This is a genomic window from Burkholderia sp. Ap-955 (assembly GCF_011753045.1).
Taxonomy (GTDB): Bacteria; Pseudomonadota; Gammaproteobacteria; order Burkholderiales; family Burkholderiaceae; genus Burkholderia; species Burkholderia lata_D.
Genome location: NZ_VWWH01000196.1, coordinates 1 through 2,179, shown reverse-complemented (window position 1 = coordinate 2,179; position 2,179 = coordinate 1). Strand labels below are relative to the sequence as shown.

Below are 2,179 nucleotides of genomic sequence, written 5' to 3'. Positions count from 1 at the left end.
GCTGTTCGAGCCGGCGCTCCATGCCCCGCGCGAGCGCGCGCTGGCGCTCGCCGACCTCGCGCAGCAGCAGCGCACGCTGCGGGCTCGCCAGCTCGGCGGCACCGGTCGGCGTCGGTGCACGCACGTCGGCCGCGAAGTCCGCGATCGTGAAATCGGTTTCGTGCCCGACGCCGCTGACGACCGGCAGCTCGCTCGCCGCGATCGCACGCGCCAGCGCCTCGTCGTTGAACGACCACAGATCCTCGATCGAGCCGCCGCCGCGACAGACCAGCAGCACGTCGATCTCACGGCGCGCATTCGCGGTCTCGACGGCGGCGACGAGCTTTTCGGCGGAACCCGCACCCTGAACGGGCGCCGGATAGACGATCACCGGAATGTGCGGCGCGCGACGGGCGAGCGTGGTCAGCACGTCGCGCAGCGCCGCCGCCTGCAGCGACGTGACGATGCCGATCGCGCGCGGATGGGCCGGCAGCGGCCGCTTGCGCTCGGGCGCGAACAGCCCTTCGCTTTCGAGCTGCGCCTTCAGCCGCAGGAACGCCTCGTACAGGCGCCCCTGCCCGGTGCGCCGCACGGCCTCGACGTTGAGCTGCACTTCGCCGCGCGGCTCGTACATCGTGACGACCGCGCGCACCTCGATCCGGTCACCTTCGCGCGGCGTGAACTCCGCGTATTGCGCGCGGCCGCGGAACATCACGCAGCGCATCTGCGCCTGCTGGTCCTTGATCGAGAAATACCAGTGGCCGCTTGCGGCGCGTGTGAAATTCGACACTTCGCCCGAAATCCACAGCAGCGGAAACGAGCGCTCGAGCATCGTCGAAATCGCGCGATTGAGCGCCGAAACGGGAATCACTTCGTCGCCGCCGCGGGTCGCGCCCGGTGCGGCAAATGGGGAGTCGGAAGGCATGGACGATCGGATGAATGCTGGCGGCGACACGATAGTCCGACACGCGCGCGACGTCCAGCGCCGGGCGCATGTCCCGTGACGTTCGCAAGGTGTCCACACTTTGGCAATCATCGGCCCAAAACGCGTGAAAACCGCTGAAAAATCCAGACAATTCTCTCCAACACATTGATTTTTATACATTTTTAAATCTTTCTGAATGATTCTCATCCGATTCGAGGCCCACCCGGCGGGCGTTTGACGCCATCGAACGAGGAGTTTTTCACAGAGTTATCCACAAGCCACCACGATCCGGCCCCGCAGGCTGCGGCGGCCGGTCGCGCTTGCCGCCCCCGCCTGCGGCGCGCTAGAGTGCCGCCTTCCGCAGACCCCGCGGCATGCGCCGCCCAACGGAGAATCCGCCTTGACGAATCCGTCCCACGACGCGGCGCACGAGATGCCGCGCCCGGCCCGATGAGCGCGCCCGACGGCCCGCTCGCCCGGCTCGAAGCCCGCCTGACGCGCGAATGGCAGCGCCGCGGCGCGCTCGCGTGGGCGCTCACGCCGTTCGCCTGCGTGTTCGGCCTGTGCGCGGCGCTGCGGCGCACCGCCTATGCGCAGGGCTGGAAGAAACCGGTCGACGTCGGCGTGCCCGTCGTCGTGGTCGGCAACGTGACCGTCGGCGGCACCGGCAAGACGCCGACCGTGATCGCACTCGTCGACGCGTTGCGCGCGGCCGGCTTCACGCCCGGCATCGTGTCGCGCGGCTACGGTGCGAACGTGAAGGCGCCGACCGCCGTCACGCCCGCGTCGCGCGCCAGCGCGGGCGGCGACGAACCGCTCCTGATCGCACGCCGCACCGGCGCACCCGTCTGGGTCTGCCCGGATCGCGTCGCGGCCGCGCAGGCGCTGCGCGCCGCGCATCCGGACGTCGACGTGATCGTCAGCGACGACGGCCTGCAGCACTACCGCCTCGCGCGCACGGTCGAGCTCGTCGTGTTCGACCACCGGCTCGGCGGCAACGGCTTCCTGCTGCCGGCCGGGCCGTTGCGCGAACCGCTGTCGCGGCACCGCGACGCCACGCTCGTCAACGATCCGTACAGCGGCGCGCTGCCGCCGTGGCCCGACACCTATTCGCTCACGCTCACGCCGGGCGCCGCGTGGCACCTCGACCAGCCCGCGCTGCGCCGTCCGCTGTCGCAATTCGCGCACGAGCGCGTGCTCGCCGCCGCCGGCATCGGCGCGCCGGAACGCTTCTTCGCGACGCTGCGCGCGGCCGGTCTCGCGCCGGCCACGCGA

2 protein-coding genes are annotated in these 2,179 nt (G+C 70.6%); one reads left to right on the top strand and one right to left on the bottom strand.

The window, feature by feature from the left end:
• The coding region (gene xseA, locus F3J15_RS37200; RefSeq protein ID WP_166897770.1) for an exodeoxyribonuclease VII large subunit at nucleotides 1-904 on the bottom strand (904 nt) is incomplete at its 3' end.
• 450 nt (nucleotides 905-1,354) lie between these two features.
• On the opposite strand from xseA, the gene lpxK reads away from it, so the two are divergent.
• A partial coding sequence (lpxK, locus tag F3J15_RS37195; protein ID WP_166897768.1) for a tetraacyldisaccharide 4'-kinase occupies nucleotides 1,355-2,179 on the top strand: 825 nt, incomplete at its 3' end.